Origin of the sequence: Lysinibacillus fusiformis, assembly GCF_016925635.1 — a bacterium.
GTDB lineage: Bacteria > Bacillota > Bacilli > Bacillales_A > Planococcaceae > Lysinibacillus > Lysinibacillus fusiformis_F.
Genome location: NZ_CP070490.1, coordinates 724,483 through 742,065, shown reverse-complemented (window position 1 = coordinate 742,065; position 17,583 = coordinate 724,483). Strand labels below are relative to the sequence as shown.

At 37.9% G+C, this 17,583-nt stretch carries 16 protein-coding genes, 1 pseudogene and 1 riboswitch; of the genes and pseudogenes, 15 read left to right on the top strand and 2 right to left on the bottom strand.

Annotated elements, in window-relative coordinates; all coding sequences use genetic code 11:
• The first annotated feature begins 4 nt into the window (after positions 1–4).
• Entirely contained in the window at positions 5–544 is a 540-nt protein-coding gene (locus JTI58_RS03760; RefSeq protein WP_205445310.1) for an RNA polymerase sigma factor, read from the top strand.
• Positions 534–1,415: a stage II sporulation protein P gene (gene spoIIP, locus JTI58_RS03755; RefSeq protein WP_205445309.1), complete on the top strand. Its 882-nt coding sequence runs from the start codon at positions 534–536 to the stop codon at positions 1,413–1,415. Before JTI58_RS03760 ends, spoIIP begins: the two co-directional genes overlap by 11 nt.
• Positions 1,416–1,426: 11 nt before the next feature.
• Here spoIIP and JTI58_RS03750 read toward each other — a convergent pair whose 3' ends face one another.
• Positions 1,427–1,939, bottom strand: coding sequence for a C39 family peptidase (locus JTI58_RS03750; RefSeq protein WP_205445307.1), 513 nt, complete (start codon positions 1,937–1,939; stop codon positions 1,427–1,429).
• A gap of 56 nt (positions 1,940–1,995) precedes the next feature.
• On the bottom strand, positions 1,996–2,340 hold the full coding sequence (locus tag JTI58_RS03745) for a thioredoxin family protein (RefSeq protein WP_205445306.1): 345 nt from the start codon (positions 2,338–2,340) through the stop codon (positions 1,996–1,998).
• Positions 2,341–2,691: 351 nt separating this feature from the next.
• On the opposite strand from JTI58_RS03745, the gene JTI58_RS03740 reads away from it, so the two are divergent.
• From JTI58_RS03740 to JTI58_RS03680, 13 genes and pseudogenes are all read left to right on the top strand, one after another.
• Positions 2,692–5,076, top strand: a complete 2,385-nt coding sequence (locus JTI58_RS03740; protein WP_205445304.1) for a 3-hydroxyacyl-CoA dehydrogenase/enoyl-CoA hydratase family protein — start codon at positions 2,692–2,694, stop codon at positions 5,074–5,076.
• Positions 5,077–5,125: 49 nt separating this feature from the next.
• Positions 5,126–6,298, top strand: coding sequence for an acetyl-CoA C-acetyltransferase (locus JTI58_RS03735; protein WP_205445302.1), 1,173 nt, complete (start codon positions 5,126–5,128; stop codon positions 6,296–6,298).
• Positions 6,299–6,424: 126 nt separating this feature from the next.
• Complete coding sequence (locus JTI58_RS03730; protein WP_205445300.1) at positions 6,425–8,209, top strand: acyl-CoA dehydrogenase FadE; 1,785 nt, start codon at positions 6,425–6,427, stop codon at positions 8,207–8,209.
• Positions 8,210–8,415: 206 nt separating this feature from the next.
• A complete protein-coding gene (locus JTI58_RS03725; protein ID WP_205445298.1) occupies positions 8,416–8,772 on the top strand; it encodes an arsenate reductase family protein in 357 nt (118 codons plus the stop codon).
• Positions 8,773–8,852: 80 nt separating this feature from the next.
• Complete coding sequence (gcvH, locus tag JTI58_RS03720; RefSeq protein WP_205445297.1) at positions 8,853–9,233, top strand: glycine cleavage system protein GcvH; 381 nt, start codon at positions 8,853–8,855, stop codon at positions 9,231–9,233.
• A gap of 90 nt (positions 9,234–9,323) precedes the next feature.
• Positions 9,324–9,665: a toprim domain-containing protein gene (locus JTI58_RS03715; protein ID WP_004228229.1), complete on the top strand. Its 342-nt coding sequence runs from the start codon at positions 9,324–9,326 to the stop codon at positions 9,663–9,665.
• A gap of 14 nt (positions 9,666–9,679) precedes the next feature.
• Positions 9,680–9,991, top strand: a complete 312-nt coding sequence (locus JTI58_RS03710; RefSeq protein WP_205445295.1) for a thioredoxin family protein — start codon at positions 9,680–9,682, stop codon at positions 9,989–9,991.
• Between the two features lie 56 nt (positions 9,992–10,047).
• Positions 10,048–10,151: riboswitch (SAM riboswitch) on the top strand.
• Between the two features lie 82 nt (positions 10,152–10,233).
• Positions 10,234–11,262, top strand: coding sequence for a methionine ABC transporter ATP-binding protein (locus tag JTI58_RS03705; RefSeq protein ID WP_205447092.1), 1,029 nt, complete (start codon positions 10,234–10,236; stop codon positions 11,260–11,262).
• Entirely contained in the window at positions 11,252–11,920 is a 669-nt protein-coding gene (locus JTI58_RS03700; protein WP_205445293.1) for a methionine ABC transporter permease, read from the top strand. The genes JTI58_RS03705 and JTI58_RS03700 overlap by 11 nt, the downstream gene beginning before the upstream one ends.
• Positions 11,921–11,989: 69 nt before the next feature.
• Positions 11,990–12,841, top strand: coding sequence for a MetQ/NlpA family ABC transporter substrate-binding protein (locus JTI58_RS03695; RefSeq protein WP_205445292.1), 852 nt, complete (start codon positions 11,990–11,992; stop codon positions 12,839–12,841).
• 279 nt (positions 12,842–13,120) lie between these two features.
• On the top strand, positions 13,121–14,458 hold the full coding sequence (locus tag JTI58_RS03690) for an IS4 family transposase (RefSeq protein ID WP_205442175.1): 1,338 nt from the start codon (positions 13,121–13,123) through the stop codon (positions 14,456–14,458).
• Positions 14,459–14,704: 246 nt separating this feature from the next.
• Positions 14,705–14,968, top strand: a pseudogene (locus tag JTI58_RS03685) (transposase); the annotation flags it as partial.
• A 1,273-nt stretch (positions 14,969–16,241) separates the two neighbouring features.
• Entirely contained in the window at positions 16,242–17,567 is a 1,326-nt protein-coding gene (locus JTI58_RS03680) for a nucleotide sugar dehydrogenase (RefSeq protein ID WP_205445290.1), read from the top strand.
• Positions 17,568–17,583 lie beyond the last annotated feature (16 nt).

Genomic DNA, 17,583 nt, shown 5'->3' with positions numbered 1-17,583 from the left:
AAGCTTGTTTGATTCGCCTAATTTAGAATCAAAAATAGTAGAAATTTATAATTTGCATTATTTGGATGTGTATCGGTTTTTGATTTATTTTATGGGTAATCAAAATGATGCAGAGGATTTAACACAAGAAGTATTTATTCGAGTTTTGAAAAGCTTACCGAAATTTAATAGTAACTATCCTTTAAAGACTTGGATTTTATCAATAGCAAAACATGTAGCAATCGATCATTATCGAAAAAGGAGGTTTACGGCCCTGTTTAAAGAGGGATTTTTTAAACAGTTATCATCGAGTGACAAGAAACCTGATGAAGAATTTGAAATAACAGAAACGAAAAGATTAATTCATGGGGCTATTGCAACATTAAAGCCTGATTTCCGAGCAGTTGTCATTCTCCGAGGTATCAATGAATTTTCAGTAAGTGAAACAGCAGCCGTTTTACAATGTAGTATGGCGAAAGTCAAAGTGGATTACCATCGAGCCTTGAAAATTCTGAAAAAGAAACTGAATATTGAAATAGAGGGGGCTTTGACAAATGCGAAGTGAGCAGGAATTAATGGATGAGCTAAAAGAAATGTACCCTCAGTATCCATCAAAAGAGTTCAAAAGCTCAACAGAAAAGTTGCTTCGAATGAAAGCGAGGGACTTAGAGAAAAAAAGAAAAATTATCAGATTTACGACAATTATTTCAAGCGGAGTTTTCGTATCTATTTTCATTTTTTGTTTGCTAATTCTTGAAAGAGAAGGGATCAACCATACATTTGGACAATCTGCACAAACATTATCAAAGCCTTTAGTTTACATTTATCATACACATAATCGGGAATCTTATTTCCCTGAGCTTGACGCACAAAAGGAAAAGATGACGGCAGTGAGTGAGACGAAAAATGTTACGCTTGTTGGGAAAAGATTAAGTAAAGCATTAAATGATATGCAAATTAATGCCATTCATGATAATACAGATATCTTTGGCGTCTTAGAAAAATATAATAAGCATTACCCAGAAGCCTATACATTTTCCGGTTACTATTTAAAAAAAGCGTTAGAAGAGAATGAAAGTATTCAGATGGTGTTTGACATTCACCGAGATTCCAGTAGTAGAAGTGATTCAACAATCGAAATAAATGGTAAATCATATGCAAAAATTCAATTTATTGTTTCGGAAATCAGTATCCATTATGAGCAGAATAAGCAATTTGCTGTACAGCTTCATGAACAATTAGAGCAGCGATATCCGGGTCTATCGAGAGGAGTTATCGAAAAGGGAGAGAGGACCGCCAATACCTATAATCAAGATATACATGAAAATTCTTTGTTGTTAAATATTGGAGGTGTAGAAAATAGTCTAGAGGAAACCTATCGAACGGCTGATATTCTTGCAGAGGTGATTAATGACACATTAAAAAAGAGCAAATAATTAGTTAGTGGTTATTTGCTCTCGTGAGGTGCCAATTTAACAAAGGATAATACCTTCTCGTTGTCCTTATAGAGAGCCTGACGAATTTGGCTATCACGATGTGGCCCCCCATTATCATGGAATATTAACCATAGCTCATCATTTTTTATCTCATAGCCAATAAGTGGTACCCAATGATAGGAAAAGGTTGATTTCTTATCTCGCCACTGGAGGCTAAAATAGCGGTCAAAACGCATAGCAACTGGGCGACCTGCATCAATTTCCTGTAGAGCTTCCTTTAATGAACAAGTTCGAATATCCCAGGTTGGTAGCAGTCGACGAAGGTTACGAATCAGTCTCCATTTAAATAAGCCAATTTTTGTGCCACCAAGCAGTTTATACAGCTCATTAATGGAAGGCGTTGACTCGTTTAAAAAGTTTAAGATGACGTGAATCGTAGTAGGTCCACAGGCAGAATTGCGATAGCTTGGTGCAATGGAAACCTCATATTGTGAGGTTCCTCGTAGTGGCAAATGTTGACGCATAATAGGCTCCTTTCAAAAAGAGCTGCATTTCACGAAGAAATGCAGCTCTTTATTCATTATTGCTGAGCAGATAAAAATTCTGTTACTTGCTGTGGTGTTTTGGCATTTGCACTATGTAAGTGTGCAAGTTTTTCACCGTTTTGGAAAATCAATAAGCTTGGAATTCCCATAACATCGTACTTATCAGCGATTTCTGGAAGCTCGTCACGGTTTAGCTCATACCAGTCATATTGGTTGTACTCTTCAATGATTGGATCGATGAACATATTCATACGTGTGCAATCTGGGCACCAGCCAGCATAAAATTTTACTAAAACCTTTTGGTCGCCAGCGATTAGTTCATTAAATTGTTCTGCAGTAGTAATAGTTTTCATTAAGTATTCACTCTCCTTGCTATCCATTCTACACATTTTTCTTGCAATTCGAAAGTTTTCTGTTTGGCCGTTTCGATCGCTACTTCTTGTCCGCTTTTAGCTCGCTAAAAACAAAAAAAGATGTATATTGCAAAAATAATTCTTGAAAAAAGATTGCTAAATTAGACAAAATAATCTACACTAAAAACAGAAAAGTAGTTTTATCTTCATTCATTATGAAGTGTCGTTGGAACGAAGATAAACCTTAGTCGTGCTTGGTTGAGTGGAGAGAATCTCATTCAACAAAAGGACAAAAAATTCACTAAGGTACACTTGATATTTTTTTGGCCAAAAAATGAATGGCTATTCATTCAATGGGAGAATAAGGGGGAATTGCTTGTGACTTACAACATTAAAAAAGCAGCTGTTCTAGGTTCTGGGGTGATGGGCTCTGGAATTGCAGCACATTTAGCAAATATCGGTATACCAACATTACTATTGGATATTGCACCAAAGGAACTGACGCAAGAGGAGGAGGCAAAGGGTCTTTCTTTAGCGCATCCAGCTGTAAGAAATCGTATTGTAAACGGAGCTTTGCAAAAGTTATTAAAGCAAAAGCCAGCACCACTTACTTCTAAGAAAAATTTATCGCTACTAACGGTTGGCAACTTTGAAGACGATCTAGGAAAACTAAAAGATGTAGATTGGATTATTGAAGTTGTTGTAGAAAATTTACCAATTAAACAAAGTCTTTACGAAAAAATTGATGCTGTTCGTACACCAGGAACAATCATTAGTTCAAATACATCTGGTATTAGCATTAATGCGATGGCAGAGGGACGTTCAGATGATTTCCAAAAGCATTTTCTGGGCACACACTTTTTCAACCCACCTCGTTATTTAAAATTATTAGAAGTGATTCCTGCCAATACAACTGCACCTGAAGTAGTTAGCTTCATGAAAACGTTTGGGGAAGATGTGCTTGGTAAAGGTGTTGTACTTGCAAAGGATACACCAAACTTTATTGCCAACCGCATCGGAACATATGGTTTACTTATCACCTTACAGGAGATGTTAAAAGGTGGTTACTCTGTTGGTGAAGTAGATTCTGTAACAGGTCCGCTTATTGGTCGTCCAAAATCTGCAACTTTCCGTACGCTAGATGTAGTGGGGTTAGATACATTCATTCATGTAGCGAAAAATGTTTACGATCAAACAACAGGTGAGGAGCAGCAAGTATTTGCAGTACCTGAATTTTTACAAAAAATGGTCACAAACGGTTGGCTAGGTGCTAAATCGGGTCAAGGTTTCTTCTTAAAGCAAGGAAAAGAGATACATGAAATCGATCCAACAACCTTAACGTATAGTCCAGCGAAAAAATTAAAAACACCTTCTATTGAAATGGCGAAACAAACTCGTGGATTGGCCAATAAAGTTAAGGCATTAACCTATGCGAAGGATCGTACAGGTGAGCTATTATGGGGAATTTTTGCACCTACATTACTTTATTCTGCACAGTTACATGGTGAGATTGCAGATGATATCGTAGCCATCGATAATGCGATGAAATGGGGCTTCGGCTGGCAACAAGGACCGTTTGAAATTTGGGATGCTATAGGCGTAAAAGATTCCGTAGCAAAAATGGAGTCTGAAGGTCGAGAGGTACCTGCATTTATCAAAGAGATGTTAGGAAATGGCTTTGAGACATTCTATACAGAATTAGATGGCGACTTAGCTTATTATAATGGTTCACAATATGTCAAAGTACCAGTCAATGAAAAAGAGATTAATTTAAAACGTTATAAGAAAAAGCATGGTGTGATTAAATCAAACACAGGTGCTAGTTTAATAGATTTAGGGGATGGAATTGCATTACTTGAGTTCCATTCGCAATCCAATGCAATCGGTCTAGATATTATCCAAATGATTAACTTTGCGGTAGATGAGGTAGAGGCTAACTATAAGGGCTTAGTCATCGGTAATCAGGGGAAAAACTTCTGTGTCGGCGCAAATCTAGGAATGATTTTAGTAGAAGCACAGGATGATAATATTTTTGAACTAGATTTCGTCATTAAAGCATTCCAAGATGCTATGCAAAAAATTAAATATTCACGTAAGCCTGTTGTAGCAGCACCGTTTGCCATGACATTAGGTGGAGGGGCAGAGGTTTGCTTACCGGCTGCACATATTCAAGCAACGATGGAAACGTATATGGGCTTAGTGGAAGTTGGCGTTGGTTTAATTCCAGGCGGCGGCGGAAATAAAGCGCTCTATCAAAAATTCCTAAAGGGCTTACCAAATGGCGTAGAGGTAGACTATCAACATATTGCTAATAAAGTATTTGAAACAATTGCGATGGCGAAGGTTTCAACATCTGGTGAGGAAGCACGTGAAAATAATTTCCTAAACTTTGCGGATGGTATTTCAGTTAATCCAGATCATCAATTATATGATGCGAAGCAGGCGGCATTAGCGCTTTACGAAGCAGGCTATCAACCACCTGTACCAACAAAAGTGCCAGTGGTCGGTGCATCAGGCTATGGAACATTACTCATCGGTGCGCAAGGGATGTTTGAGTCAGGCTTTATTAGCGAACATGATTTAAAAATTGCTAAAAAATTAGCCTATGTTATTGCAGGTGGTAAGGTTCCGTATGGCACTTTAGTCGATGAACAATATTTATTGAACTTAGAGCGTGAGGCATTCCTTAGCCTTGTTGCTAATCCGCTTTCACAGCAAAGAATGCAACACATGCTGTTAAAAGGTAAACCACTTCGTAACTAATTGACGAAATAGATCAATCTTGCACATGAAACAAAGGGGGATTAATACGATGCGTGAAGCCGTTATTGTAGCAGGAGCACGAACTCCAATTGGAAAAGCAAAAAAAGGTTCTTTAGCAACAGTAAGACCAGATGATTTTGGTGCTGTCGTAGTCAAAGAAACATTGAAAAGAGCAGGCTATGAAGGGCCGATTGATGATTTAATTTTAGGCTGTGCGATGCCAGAAGCAGAGCAAGGGATGAATGTGGCACGTAGTATTGGTGCACTTGCTGGATTACCAGATACAACGCCTGCCCTGACGATTAATAGATTTTGTTCATCAGGTTTACAGGCGATTGCCTATGCAGCAGAGCGAATCATGCTAGGACACTCAAAGGCCATTCTTGCTGGTGGTGTAGAATCCATGAGTATGGTGCCGATGGTGGGGAATACACCACGTTTAAATCCGACTTTAGCGGAAACGGCTCCACAATACTATATGGGCATGGGGCATACAGCTGAGGAAGTAGCTCGTCAATACAATGTTAGTCGTGAAGATCAAGATGCTTTTGCTGTTCGCTCACACGCGCTTGCTGAAAAGGCGATTAAAGAAGGTAAATTCAATGATGAAATTGTACCAATCGAAGTGGAACAGCATTACGTAGACGATAACAATAAACCACAAGTAAAAAAATTCACATTTAGTATGGATGAAGGTGTACGTCCAGGTACATCAGTTGAAGGTTTAGCAAAACTGCGTCCAGCTTTCCATGTAAAAGGCAGTGTAACAGCTGGTAATGCCTCCCAAACTTCTGATGGTGCAGCAGCCGTACTAGTAATGGATCGTGAAGAAGCTGACAAGCAGGGACTGACACCAATGGCAAAATTCCTAGGCTTTGCAGTTGGTGGTGTACCTCCTGAAGTAATGGGCATCGGCCCTATCGTGGCAGTGCCAAAAGCATTGGAAATTGCAGGTTTATCCATCGATGATATTGATTTATGGGAAATCAATGAAGCATTTGCTTCACAGTCACTAGAGGTTGTACGTCATTTAGGCATCGACCAAGATAAAGTCAATGTCAATGGTGGAGCGATTGCATTAGGTCATCCACTAGGCGCAACGGGAGCTATTTTAACATTAAAGCTGATTCATGAATTAAAGCGTCAAGGTAAAAAATATGGCGTCGTGACAATGTGTATTGGTGGCGGTATGGGCGCTGCTGGCGTATTTGAAATTTTATAATTTTAGCTAGATCAGCTTGAGGTGTACTGTTTACGGTTGCCTCCGAACATTGTATACATCAAGCTTTTCTATACATGATCATTAGGGGAATCAACTAACAAAACGATATATTGGGAGGAATTTATCATGACTGAAAAAACAACTGATTTCATTAAAGGCGGCGGATTTCTTATTGAAGATGTGGAATTAGATCGTGTATTTACACCGGAAGATTTCACTGACGAGCATAAAATGATTGCTAAAACAACAGAGGAATATGTGGCAAATGAAGTCTTACCAGTAGTTGAAAATTTAGAGCACCATGAATTTGAGCATTCAGTGCGTCTCCTAAAAAGTGCAGGCGAATTAGGCTTACTTGGAGCAGATGTGCCTGAAGAATACGAAGGGCTTGGATTAGACAAAGTTTCTTCAGCTTTAATCGCTGAAAAAATGTCTGTTGCAGGTGGTTTCTCTATCACACATGGTGCCCATGTTGGTATTGGGTCATTACCAATTGTTCTATTCGGTAATGAAGATCAAAAGAAAAAATATTTACCTAAGCTTGCTTCAGGTGAATTAATTGCTGCTTATGCATTAACAGAGCCAGGCTCAGGTTCTGATGCTTTAGGTGCAAAAACGACTGCGAAATTAAATGAAGCTGGTACACATTATATTTTAAATGGTGAAAAGCAATGGATTACGAATGCAGGCTTTGCTGATGTATTTGTTGTCTACGCAAAAATTGATGGCGATAAATTCTCTGCATTTATCGTAGAACGAGCATACACTGGTGTTTCAGTAGGCCCAGAAGAGAAGAAAATGGGGATTAAATCATCATCTACTCGTACATTAGTATTAGAAGATGCGGAAGTACCTGTAGAAAATCTATTAGGTGAAATTGGTCGTGGTCATGTCATTGCGTTCAATATTTTAAACATTGGTCGTTATAAACTTGGCGTGGGCACAATTGGTGGATCTAAACGTGCATTGGAGTTAGCTATTCAGTATACAAACCAACGTCAGCAATTTAAAACAAAGCTTTCTGATTTCAATCTGACAAAAGAGAAATTATCAACAATGGCTTCTCAATTGTATGCTTCAGAATCATTAAACTATCGTACTGTTGGTTTATTTGAAGATCGCTTAAGCCAATTAAGTCTAGAAGAGCAAAAGCAAGGAAAAGTGATTGCAGGTGCGATTGCTGAATATGCTATTGAATGCTCGATTGCCAAAGTATTCGGTTCAGAAACATTAGACTATATTGCAGATGAAGCAGTACAACTTCATGGCGGTTATGGCTTTATGGCTGAGTATGAGGTAGAGCGTATTTACCGTGATTCTCGTATTAATCGAATTTTTGAAGGCACAAACGAAATTAACCGCATGATAGTACCTGGTACATTTATGAAAAAGGCACTAAAAGGTGAGCTTCCTCTATTACAAGTTGCTCAAAGTTTACAGCAAGAGCTGCTCATGCTAATGCCAGAAGATATCGGTACAGAGCCGCTAGCGCAAGAAAAATATTTAGTGAAAAATGCGAAGAAGATTGCGGTATTAGCTGCAGGCTTAGCAGCACAACGCTTTGGCGCAAAACTTGATCAAGAGCAAGAAGTATTGGTGAACATTGCCAATATCGCTAACCAATTATTTGCGATGGAATCAGCTGTCTTACGTACAGAAAAGGCAATTGCTCGTGACGGCGCTGAAAAAGCTCATCAAAAATTGCTATACACACAAATCTTCTGCCAAGAAGCATTCGCAGAAATCGAAAAAGAAGCAAAAGATACAATTCTTGCTTCAGCAGATGGCGATGCAGCCCGTATGACATTATCTGCACTGCGTAAGCTAACGCGCAATAATCCATACAATTTAATTGCGAAGAAGCGTGAGGCTTCAGTTAAACTAATTGATGCTGAAAAATATATTGTTTAATAGCGCACACCTAGCCTAGCTATCTGCAAAAGATAGCTAGGTTTTTTATATGAGATGGATAGAAGTGCAAAATTGGTGGATAGAATCGTAAAAGAGACGGATAAAAATGTGAAACTGATGGATAAACTTACAAAAAAGAGTGAAGTTCACCATTGAAAACAACTATGATGGTATACTACAGAAAAAGACAGAAGAGGAGCATTGTAATGACGATTCAATTTTTCCATTATCCGAAATGTACAACATGTAAAAAGGCACAGAAGTGGTTAAATGAGCATGAGGTTTCCTATGAAGAGGTACATATCGCAGAGCAACCGCCAACTAAGGAAGAATTAACAGCTATTTGGCAAGCTAGTGGACAGCCTTTGAAGAAGTTTTTTAATACCTCTGGTATGAAATATCGTGAGCTGGGCTTAAAAGACAAGTTAGCGGAAATGACTGAGGATGAACAGCTTGAGCTACTTGCTTCCGACGGTATGTTAATTAAACGTCCCATCGTCACAGATGGAAAAAAAGTTACTTTAGGTTTTAAAGAAGCAGATTTTGAGCAAGCTTGGAAATAACGTATTTAACCTTGTATTTATAGGAGAAGTATGGCAAACTGAAAGTGAATATATTACATATTTATGGAGGGGTTTTTTGCATGAGCACACCTAAAGACTTACGATACTCTGAAGAACATGAATGGGTAAAAGTAGAAGATGGAAAAGTACGTATTGGTATTACTCACTTCGCACAATCTGAATTAGGAGATATCGTATTCGTTGAGCTTCCACAAGTTGGCGACGAAATCAAAACAGATGATCCATTCGGTAGCGTAGAATCAGTAAAAACTGTTTCTGAATTATACGCACCAATCTCAGGTACTGTAGTTGAAGTAAATGCAGATTTAGAAGATAGCCCAGAATTCGTTAATGAATCACCATATGAAAAAGCATGGATGATCGTTGTTGAGCCTGCTGATGCATCAGAAATTGAGAAACTAATGACAGCAGAGCAATACGAAGAAATGATCGCTGAATAAGACAAGCCATAATCAAAAAACGTCGGAAACTACCGGCGTTTTTTGTTATATAATGACTTATAAGTGGGATCTCTAAATGGAGGTGGCGTAATGTTCGAGGGAAAATGCTTGATAGTAGAAGGACGCTCAGATAAGCTACAAATTGAGCCTATTTTAAATGAGAATGTTACAATACTATGTACGAACGGCACAATTGGTGTGCATCAATTAGAAGAACTACTTGATCCCTACGAGGGCTGTGAGCTATTTACTTTTTTTGATGCAGATACTTCTGGTGATAAGCTACGTGCATTAATGGACAGACATTATCCAGAAGCTGAGCACCTTCGTACAATGCCAACGTACAAGGAAGTAGAGACAACACCAAGAAAAGTGTTAGCAATGATTTTACTGCGTGCACATTTCTCAATCCATAATGAATATATTTTGTAAGGTTGCGTGAGTAAATGGAAGAATGGTCAACAGAGCAGTGGGCAGCGGCCCAACAGTCGGGAGAGACAGCTGCATTTTATTTATATACACCAATGTGTGGAACGTGCGCAGTGGCATCCAAAATGATGTCCATTATTGAACAATTACTGCCACAGCTACAAATTGGCAAAGCGAATATCAATTTTTTGGAACACATAGCCTATGAGCATCAAATTGAAAGTGTTCCATGTCTACTCATCAGTGATGGCGAAAAAGTGACAGAAAAGATTTATGCTTTTCAATCCGTACCATTTTTATATGAATTGTTAAAAAAATCAATTGACTGAACTTTACTAGCGTGGTAAAGTATCAAATATATTACTAAAACATTAAATATATCGAACTCTTATGAAGAGTGGCGGAGGGAAGTGCCCTATGAAGCCCGGCAACCATCACAATGTGAAAAGGTGCCAAATCACCCAAAGATTTTTCTTTGAAAGATGAGAGAACGGTTTAACGTATAATACGTGACCCCTTCTACTTGTCTGTGAGTGAAGGGGTTTTCTATATGAGAAAAGGAGTATTCGCTATGATCCAGCTTCAAAATATTACAAAGAAATACAAAACAGCAAATGGCGAATTAACGGCAGTCAAAGACGTCAACCTTACCATCAATAAAGGTGAAATTTTTGGCATTATCGGCTATAGTGGCGCTGGTAAAAGTACCATGATTCGTTTATTAAACGGTTTAGAGAAACCGACAACAGGAACAGTAACGGTGAACAATCAAGAATTTTCATCGATAAAAGGGCAAAAGCTTCGAGCAGCTAGACAAAAGGTAAGTATGATTTTCCAGCATTTCAATTTACTTTGGTCGAGAACAGTGGCTGAAAATATTGCTTTCCCTTTAGAAATCGCTGGTTTTCCAAAGGCTCAACGTGAAGCACGTGTAAAGGAATTAATTGCACTTGTAGGCCTAGAAGGACGTGATAAGGCATATCCATCCCAGCTTTCCGGTGGACAAAAGCAACGTGTAGGGATTGCCCGTGCATTAGCGAATAATCCAGAAGTTTTACTATGTGATGAGGCGACATCGGCACTCGATCCTGAAACGACGGATGCCATTCTCGATTTACTCGTTGATATAAATGAACGCTTAGGCTTAACAATCGTCCTGATTACACATGAAATGCATGTCATCCGCAAAATTTGTCATCGTGTAGCGGTGATGGAGGCAGGCGAAATTGTGGAACGTGGTGAGGTATTACAAGTCTTCCAAGCACCACAAGCGGCCATTACCAAAAAGTTTGTATCTCAAATTACAGACACAAAGGAAACACAGGATACGGTGGCACAAATCAAAACAAACTATCCAACTGGACAACTTGTCAAACTGATTTTTGTTGGTGAAAAAACAGAACAGCCTGTTATCTCACATCTTGTGAAACAATTTGATGTAGAAGTAAGTATTGTTCATGGTAATATTTCACAAACAAAAAATGGTGCATACGGTACACTGATTGTGCAAATTGATGGCTCGAAGACAAACGTGGCTGAAGCCCTTCGTTATTTAAATACAGTCGAAGTACAAACGGAGGTGATTGCAAATGCTAACTAATCTCTTTCCGAATGTAGACTGGGAAAATATGTGGCAAGCTACGTATGAAACATTGTATATGACAGCTATTTCTACGGTTGTGACATTTATTCTTGGGTTAGCCATTGGTATCGTTCTATTTTTAACTAGCCCCAATCAGTTATGGGCAAATAAAATCGTTAGCTTTTTAACAGGATCACTCGTTAATATTTTCCGTTCCATTCCATTTATCGTATTAATTATTTTATTAATTCCATTTACGAAGTTTTTACTTGGTACAATTCGAGGAGCTAATGCGGCGTTACCAGCATTAATTATCGGTGCAGCACCATTTTATGCTCGTATGGTATTAATTGCGTTACGCGAAATTGATAAAGGTGTTATAGAAGCAGCCCGTTCAATGGGGGCAAAAACTTCTACAATTATTTGGAAAGTATTGATCCCTGAATCATTACCAGCTTTAATTTCTGGTATCACTGTAACGGCTGTTGCCCTTGTAGGTTATACTGCGATGGCTGGAATTATCGGTGCAGGTGGTCTTGGTAACCTAGCGTTCCTAGACGGCTTCCAACGAAATCGCCAAGATGTGACATTAATGGCAACTATTTTGATCTTAGTAGTCGTATTTATTATTCAATGGATTGGTGATTTATTTACTGAGAGAATTGATAAACGCTAGAAAGAAAATTGAGGTTATTCCGGTTCTTACCGCTAACATATTTTAAACAAATAAAAGGGAGTGTCATAAATGAAGAAGTTATTAGCAGGATTATTTTTATCAATACTTGTACTAGCATTAGCAGCTTGCGGTACAGATAAAAAAGAAGATGAAAAATCAGCATCTGGCGATCAAACAGATAGTAAAGAAAACGTAACATTAAAAGTAGGTGCTTCTAATACACCGCACGCAGTTATTTTAGAAAAAGCAAAACCGATTTTAGCTAAAGAAGGCGTCGACCTTGAAATTGAAACGTATACAGATTATGTTCTACCAAACCAAGATTTAGAGTCAAAAGAAATTGATGCAAACTATTTCCAGCACATTCCTTACTTAGAACTACAAATCAAAGACAATGGCTATGATTTTGTCAATGCTGGTGGTGTTCATATTGAACCAATCGGTATTTACTCAAAAAAATATAAAACGTTAGAAGACCTACCTGAGGGCGCAACAATTTTACTTTCTAACTCAGTATCTGACCATGGTCGTATGCTGTCATTATTAGAAGCTAAAGGCTTAATTAAATTAAAAGAAGGCATTGATAAAACAGCAGCAGAATTAAAAGATATTGATGAAAATCCTAAAAACTTTAAATTCGATGCAAATACTGCACCAGAAATGCTTGTACAAATGTACGAAAATGATGAAGGCGATGCAGTACTGATCAACTCTAACTTTGCCATCGATAACGGTCTAAACCCAATCGAAGATGCGATTTCTCTTGAAGATAAAGAATCTCCATATGTTAACATCATCGCAGTACGTGCAGGTGATGAAACAAAACCTGAAATTAAAAAATTATTAGAAGTATTAACATCTAAAGAAATCCAAGACTTCATTTTAGAAGAGTGGAAAGGTGCAGTAGTACCAGTTAAATAATCATCGAGACTGTAGACAAACTCAATGAATTTTGAGTTTGCCTGCAGTCTTTTTCTTTTACAATGAAATAAAATAAAGCCGTTGATTGCCACTACGGGCGGATGCTTTCCGCGGGCGGGGTCGAGCTGCTTCCCTCGCTTCCCTCAGTCCAGGATCTCGATTTTCCCGCAGGAGTCGCCACCCCCATAGCCGTGTCCTTAGTGATTTCCTTTATTCGTTGGTTCATATTTCTCTTATCAAGGTATAGATAAGTACACTTGATAAAGGAGGTCCAGCAAAATGAAACCAGAAAATATTCAATTACTTGCGCCACTTTTTCAGATACTTGGGAAAAATGAAGTAAAAGAGGTGGGTAGATTATCGGGTTTTATTCAACGCGAGCGTTCGTTTAGTGCGGCACAATTTTTACACTTTCTGTTTTTGAAAAAGAGTGAGATTATCAGTGATTCGCTTGAAACGCTTTGTACGGACTTGGCGGAGCAGGATATATTTATGACGAAATCGGCTCTTAATAAACGCTTTGATGAACGGGCTGTTACTTTTTTGGAAACCATTTTTGGACGATTATTCAAAACGCAGCTTCAACTCGCCTTCCCCAAGCTAACGGGATACACATTTACTCGAATACGTATTTTAGATAGCACAACGATCAAATTGCCAGATGCCTATCAGGGAAATTTTCAGGGTGTCCATTGTTCGTCTGTTAAAGTGCAAGTGGAGTTTGATTATTTAACCCAACAGCTACTTTATTTTGATTTAATGAACGGACGTGATGCCGATAATCCAGCAGGAATGACGCGATTACCTTTGATTCAGGAGAGAGAACTGGTTCTACAGGATTTAGGCTATTTTCAATTCGATTTTTTTAAAAAGGTGCACGCAAAAGGTGCTTTCTATATCACAAAAACGAAAAAAGATACGCAATTGTTTGTCGAAGTAAGTCATCCACCTCGTCATCCAAATGGGAAATTGATTGAAAGTCGCCGTTACAAACAAATTCATTTAGAAGAAATCGCATTAGATATGGTACGTGGCGAATACAAAGAGTGGTCCCAATTATTTGTAGGACGACACGAAAAAATGCCTGCACGTTGTATTCTCTATCGCCTCTCAGAGGAACAGAAAAAAGAGCTACACAAGCGGGAAAAAAGAAGACGTCAAAAGAAACAAGGGCAAGTCCATAAAAATGAAGTAGAACAAATACCTGGAGTGGTCATCTATTTAACAAATGTACCAGAGGATATGCCAGCAAGTGAAATTCATGAACTTTACCGATTACGCTGGCAAATCGAGCTCTTATTTAAAACATGGAAATCAGATTTAGAAGTCGATAAGGTGAAGAAGGTGAAGATTGAACGATGGTTATGTCATTTCTATCTTCAAAGTATTGTGCTTTTATTGACTGAAATGATCATGGGAATGATGAGAAATGATCTATGGGTGACAAGAAAACGGAGGATTAGTGAAAGAAAGACGGTCCGGTTGATTGCAAAACAAATAAATCGACTTTTAAAAAGTATGTGGCATTCGAAAAAACAGCTATATGTCTATTTCGATACGCTCACCCGAAACGTTTCGTCATTTTGCCTAAAGTGTAAAAAACGCAAAACTTCTTAAAAGTCGATGTAAACCCAATATTTGGATGGATAATTTGTATAGTTTATTTAGTGAGGCCATTTTTCCCTCACTCCTTGTGTAATACCCATTTTAAACAGAAGATAAACACACGAAAATCTGGCGTAGGATGTCTGATGTTTTCTTAAGGACACGGCTATGGTCGCCACCCTTCGTTCCAATCAACTTCTACATAAAGAACTCCTTATTCATATGTTGATAAAAAGTAAAATTTCGAGGTGATCAACCATGATGACGAAGAATCAAACCAATGACCGTGACCAATTAGAAAAGTTAACGATTGATCATTTAGTTCCTACAGATCATTTAGGGCGAAAACTAGAGACTGCTATTGATTTTTCATTTATCTATCCTTTAATAGAAAACCTTTACTGCTAACGGTCTTTCTAGTATTGATCCTGTTGTTCTCTTTAAAGGACGTTTATTCAGTATGATTTTGGTATTCAGTCCATGCGTCAAACTATCAAAGAAATTGAAAGTAACGCATTATTTCTATTTATAGAGAAAGGATAGGCTCTTATTTTAAATGTGAAGTAGTGAAACCATCAATGAAATGGGTAGTGAACACCTTCATTTTATTTGTGCAATCTTTGCCAAAAAGAAAACACTTTTGTGGGTGGGCATGGAAGGCTATTTGACTCCTGTAGGATAGAAAGACTCAGCACAGAGCGTTAGCAGCAAGTAAGTAACCTGCAAAGGAAAGCCTTTTCACCTTTCATAAAAATTCTATTGATTGTTTTGTTTTTCAACACTACGAAGGTATGTGAGTCATATTACTCACATACCTTCATGTTGTTGAAAAAAGATGATGTCAACGCCAGAAAAAGCAACTTTGCAAGGTGAGGGGTTGATTTCCGTTCCGCCAGCGTCCTTTCCAGGGGGCGTCCGATGAGCCGCTTCACTCACTTACGTTCGCTCCAGGGTCTCCTCTGTAACGCTAAATCCCCTAGGAGTGACGCTGGCTCCACTCCAATCAACCATTCTGCAAAGTGTCTTTACTTTTTTTCATAATCAAATCGCCTATTATCTGTATTCTTAGAGGGGATAAGCTCTTATTTTCAGTGTGGAGAAGTGATGCGTGACAACACCTCTTCATAAAGAGTAGTGAGCACCTTCACTTTATTTGAAAACCTTTGCTAAAAAATTAGTGGGTTGAAGTGGAAGGCTACTTGACTCCCGTGGGATAGCGAGACAGGCGAAACCCTGCACGGAGCGGTAGCGGAGGAAGCGATTCGACGCTCGCCCACAGGAAAGCAAGTAGCCTGCAACGGAAATCCATTTCTACCTTTCAATTGACTGTTTTGTTTTTCAACACTAAAAAGGTATGTGAGTCATATGACTCACATACCTTTTTATGTAATCCCTTAAGTATTGGTGATACTTAAGGGATTTTTTGCATTTATTTATTATTTAGCCTGAACTAGTAGGTATGAATTTATTGATAAATATAATGTGAATTATTGCACTAATATTGTCGAATTATAAGAAAAATAGGCGTTTTATAATGTATTTTCGAAATGTTTAGAAATTGTTTAGTTTCAATTAGTACTATATAAACGTTAGCAAATTGTTGAAGGTTTTTAATTAATCGTTTTTCACAGAAAAATCATGAGGAAGTCGATAGCAATGAAAGGAGTTTGATTAAAAAGATAATGAGAAATACTCAATTACTTTGTAGAACGCTTACTATCAATAAATCATTGCTCAAAAATCTTTAAAATCCGTTGGAAGTTGAAAATTGTTTTAGATAGAGGAGTCATTTTTTATGAAAATAAAAACGCAATCACGAAGCTCAGCTTTATCGAATAAAATCAAAACAAAAACTGCGACTATAGGGGTTATTGGACTTGGTTATGTGGGGCTGCCATTTGCTGTTGAGATTGTACAAAGTGGTTTTCATGTTATAGGGTTTGATAAAAATCAAGATAAAATCAGACAGATACAGGAGGGTGATAGTTATATAGCTGATTTACCTAAAGAAAATTTACAGCGAATCATAAAAAGTAGTCGATTTGAAGCAACTAATGATTTTTCCAAACTTTCGCAAGTTGACGTAATAGTGATTTGTGTGCCTACACCTACAGCAGTAGATGGAACGCCTAATATGTCATTTATAAAAGAGGCAACGCATGACATCGGAAGAAATATTAAGACCAATGCGCTCATTATTTTAGAAAGCACAACTTACCCTGGGACAACAGAAGAATTTGTTCAGCCCATTTTACAAAAAAATGGCTTTGTCATCGGTCATGATTTGTTTTTAGCGTATTCACCAGAACGTATAGATCCAGGAAATAGCAAGTTTTCCGTTTCGAATACACCGAAAGTGGTTGGGGGAATAACAGCAGCATGTCTAGAAGTATCAAAGGTCTTTTATGAAACAGTCATTCATACCAGTATATATACTGTGTCGAGTCCGAGAGTAGCTGAAATGGAGAAATTGCTGGAAAATACGTTTCGACAAATTAATATTGCCCTTGTCAATGAGTTAAGTCAGATTTGTTATAAAATGGATATTGATGTTTGGGAGGTGATTCAAGCAGCTTCTACAAAGCCCTACGGATTTATGCCATTTACACCTGGACCTGGAGTAGGGGGGCATTGTATACCAGTAGATCCTAAATATTTATTATGGGCTGGGCAACAGCATGGCATCTCTGCAACATTAATTGAGGCAGCAGACAAAGTCAATGATTCAATGCCTAGCTTTGTTGTGAATAGATTAGAAAATTACTTAAGTAGACAAAATAAAGAACTAAGTAAGGCAACGATTGTTATCATTGGTGTTACGTATAAGCCTAATATAAATGATCCACGTGAATCTCCAGCACTTCGTGTTATCCAGCAGTTATTAGATAGTCAGTGTGAACTAAAGATTATCGATCCGTTTATTCAAACATTCTCTGTACAACAATCCCTTTTAAATACAGTTCCATTAACAGGAGAAATAGTCCAACATGCAGATGCAGTGTTAATTTTAACGAATCATTCAGAAATTGATTATTCTTTAATTGATCAACAGGCTTCCTTAATTTTTGATACACGTAATACCAATTTTGTGTTTGAAAATAAAAATTATCACAAGTTATAAGGGGAATTCATTGGAA

Excerpts from the sequence above, each read along its gene's own strand:
- spoIIP (WP_205445309.1), top strand. The coding sequence starts at position 534 with ATGCGAAGTGAGCAGGAATTAATGGATGAGCTAAAAGAAATGTACCCT.
- JTI58_RS03750 (WP_205445307.1), bottom strand. The coding sequence starts at position 1,939 with ATGCGTCAACATTTGCCACTACGAGGAACCTCACAATATGAGGTTTCC.
- JTI58_RS03745 (WP_205445306.1), bottom strand. The coding sequence starts at position 2,340 with ATGGATAGCAAGGAGAGTGAATACTTAATGAAAACTATTACTACTGCA.
- JTI58_RS03735 (WP_205445302.1), top strand. The coding sequence starts at position 5,126 with ATGCGTGAAGCCGTTATTGTAGCAGGAGCACGAACTCCAATTGGAAAA.
- JTI58_RS03730 (WP_205445300.1), top strand. The coding sequence starts at position 6,425 with ATGACTGAAAAAACAACTGATTTCATTAAAGGCGGCGGATTTCTTATT.
- JTI58_RS03725 (WP_205445298.1), top strand. The coding sequence starts at position 8,416 with ATGACGATTCAATTTTTCCATTATCCGAAATGTACAACATGTAAAAAG.
- gcvH (WP_205445297.1), top strand. The coding sequence starts at position 8,853 with ATGAGCACACCTAAAGACTTACGATACTCTGAAGAACATGAATGGGTA.
- JTI58_RS03715 (WP_004228229.1), top strand. The coding sequence starts at position 9,324 with ATGTTCGAGGGAAAATGCTTGATAGTAGAAGGACGCTCAGATAAGCTA.
- JTI58_RS03710 (WP_205445295.1), top strand. The coding sequence starts at position 9,680 with ATGGAAGAATGGTCAACAGAGCAGTGGGCAGCGGCCCAACAGTCGGGA.
- JTI58_RS03705 (WP_205447092.1), top strand. The coding sequence starts at position 10,234 with ATGATCCAGCTTCAAAATATTACAAAGAAATACAAAACAGCAAATGGC.
- JTI58_RS03700 (WP_205445293.1), top strand. The coding sequence starts at position 11,252 with ATGCTAACTAATCTCTTTCCGAATGTAGACTGGGAAAATATGTGGCAA.
- JTI58_RS03695 (WP_205445292.1), top strand. The coding sequence starts at position 11,990 with ATGAAGAAGTTATTAGCAGGATTATTTTTATCAATACTTGTACTAGCA.
- JTI58_RS03690 (WP_205442175.1), top strand. The coding sequence starts at position 13,121 with ATGAAACCAGAAAATATTCAATTACTTGCGCCACTTTTTCAGATACTT.
- JTI58_RS03680 (WP_205445290.1), top strand. The coding sequence starts at position 16,242 with ATGAAAATAAAAACGCAATCACGAAGCTCAGCTTTATCGAATAAAATC.